This window comes from Variovorax sp. 01T439_2, assembly GCF_056398445.1.
The window spans coordinates 1-2,121 of record NZ_JBFTPJ010000983.1 but is presented as its reverse complement, the minus strand read 5'-3'; the positions used below and the strand labels follow the sequence as shown (position 1 = coordinate 2,121).

Here is a 2,121-nt window from a genome sequence, read left to right as displayed (position 1 = left end):
GTGTGCTTTCAGCCCTCTCGGGACACCTCGCGTAGAGCCTTTGTGGGCAGCCTCTTGCTCCTCGCAGCCTATGCGATGGCATCGACCATTCTTTTTCTGTATGTCCTTTCCAAGGCGCACGGGGCGTGGTTCTTCGCCGCTGTATTGGGACAGCTGGTGCTGCATTTCTATATGACGACAGAAATTCTGAACAGCCGCGACGAAGTTGAGCGCCTGGTCGGCTACACGCTGCTGCGGCAGGAGGGCCTGGTGCGGTTCTGCGGCTATGCGCCTGGTCGGCGTCGGCTGCGAACACTCGGCGCGCCGATCCGGTCGATCGACGAAGTGGACGCAGCGCTTCATGTCCGTTTGTATGACGGCAGCCAGGTTCAACTTACCAAGCTGAGCCTGGAAGCTCAGCGCTTGTTCAAGCGCGTCTTCGAATCCATGAACGCCGGAGCGGGTGCCGAAGCGCTGAGAACGCAGTACGCGGGCCTCGTGCCCGGGCCGCTCGTCACCTTGGAATACAAGGAGGCACCGCAGTTGCCGAAGTGGCAATATTGGGCAACAACAGCCGCACTGGTCTCCGCTGTCGCTATGGGATGGAAGCTGCATGCGTTGCTGCTCCGGTGACGGGCGCGCGAGCGGGATCGGATTTCACTTTTGCCGGGAGTCATCTTGAAGGCGAAGCCGGGATCGAGATTCTTGCTCTCGAGCTTCCCATGCCAGTTGTCCATGTACCACCGCGCGTTGCGCACCACCGACACTCGCCCACCTCGCCGTCGAAGCTGTCGTGCGCATGCCCATATACCCGCGGCACCGGCAACTGGAAGAGAGTTCGGCCGGCATCTCGCGAATGAAGCCGCCGGACGACCAGTCCTCGGCGAACCGCAGCGCCAGTGAATGGCGATGCGGCGCGTGGTGGGGCATCACCACCGTGGGCCGTCGAACGGCTCCGCGAGTTCGCAACGCAGCCAGGCGCGCGGAGAACTTCGTGTCCGCGATTCCGGCAACGACGGGCCATGCCGGCAGGCGCATAGGGGCGGTTTTATCTTCGAAAGCAACAACCTCTGGGTGCCGCCGCAAAATCGTGGCCGCAAAAGCGGCGCTGTCGAAATCACTGACGGTGATCGTGCGGAGGACCTTGGCTTCGTGATCGCCATGTTCCGAGCAGAAGAAGTCCGGCACTCTGCTGCCCGCGTGCTTCTCGCGCACAGTCGCATCGTCGAAGGCCATATTTTTCTGCGCTCCAGGCTCTCGGGCCCAAGGGTTCGAGGTTTGCGGATATTGCGATGCCGCCGGTTCAGTCGGATGGCCCGAAACCCCGGCGTTGCGGCCAGTTCTTCCACCACATAGGCGCCATTGAGATCGTTTCGGCGGGTCTGGTCATCAAGACCGAGGCGTTTCAAGGCTTGTCCGATCTCCTCCATGACTCCAAGGGTCGGAGATCGGTAATCCAAGATGCTTCGATGCGGGGCTGCGCGGAGTACATCCGGGCCCGCGAAGCCACAAGAGCGCCTCGCTCTGCTCAGTTCATTCGGCGCGTGTGCGTGACGGGCAAATTCGAATAACCGTCCGGATCATCGATCCACCGCTGAATCGCTGCACGCGGCCATCCGCAGGCGCGCCCTCCCAGGTGCACGGGAGGCGGGAACTTGCCGTCGGCGATCCTTCGGTACACGGTCGTGCGGCTCAGGGCGGTGATCCGGATCACATCGGGCATGCGAAAGAATGCAGGACCGGCCGCGGGCTGAAAATCAACATCGCCGCGGTTGGCATCGGGTTCGATATGCATGACAAATCCTCGAAATGGAGCCCGACCTTCAAGGCGGCTTCGTTTGGAGATATGTGCCTTTCCTTGGAGAGCCCGGACAGAACCAAACGCCGTGCACAGGGCAACGCAGCAGCGCCGGCCCATCACACGACACCAGCAAGCGCCTACCCTCCCCATCCCGGGACGGTGTCCTCCGCAGGATTTCGGCGAGCGTGCAATCAAGCCAGCAGGCGGTCAACTGACAGTTCTGACAGGTCTGTGGGAACGTCCGATGGGCTGCGCCCAAAGCCGATGGCAATGGCTTGGTGTCTCAATTGCTATGCCCTGCTCCCGGCGAGCCAAGCTGGCGCGGCGCCATCGGCATGTCC

3 protein-coding genes are annotated in these 2,121 nt (G+C 62.2%); 1 reads left to right on the top strand and 2 read right to left on the bottom strand.

Going from position 1 to position 2,121, the window contains the following annotated elements:
* The coding region (locus AC1DOC_RS30770; RefSeq protein WP_478131235.1) for a hypothetical protein at window positions 1-612 on the top strand (612 nt) is incomplete at its 5' end.
* Between the two features lie 24 nt (window positions 613-636).
* On the opposite strand, the gene AC1DOC_RS30765 is transcribed toward AC1DOC_RS30770, so the two are convergent.
* Window positions 637-1,215, bottom strand: a complete 579-nt coding sequence (locus AC1DOC_RS30765; RefSeq protein ID WP_412510897.1) for a hypothetical protein — start codon at window positions 1,213-1,215, stop codon at window positions 637-639.
* A 292-nt stretch (window positions 1,216-1,507) separates the two neighbouring features.
* Window positions 1,508-1,774, bottom strand: a complete 267-nt coding sequence (locus tag AC1DOC_RS30760; RefSeq protein WP_412510896.1) for a helix-turn-helix transcriptional regulator — start codon at window positions 1,772-1,774, stop codon at window positions 1,508-1,510.
* Between the last annotated feature and the right edge of the window lie 347 nt (window positions 1,775-2,121).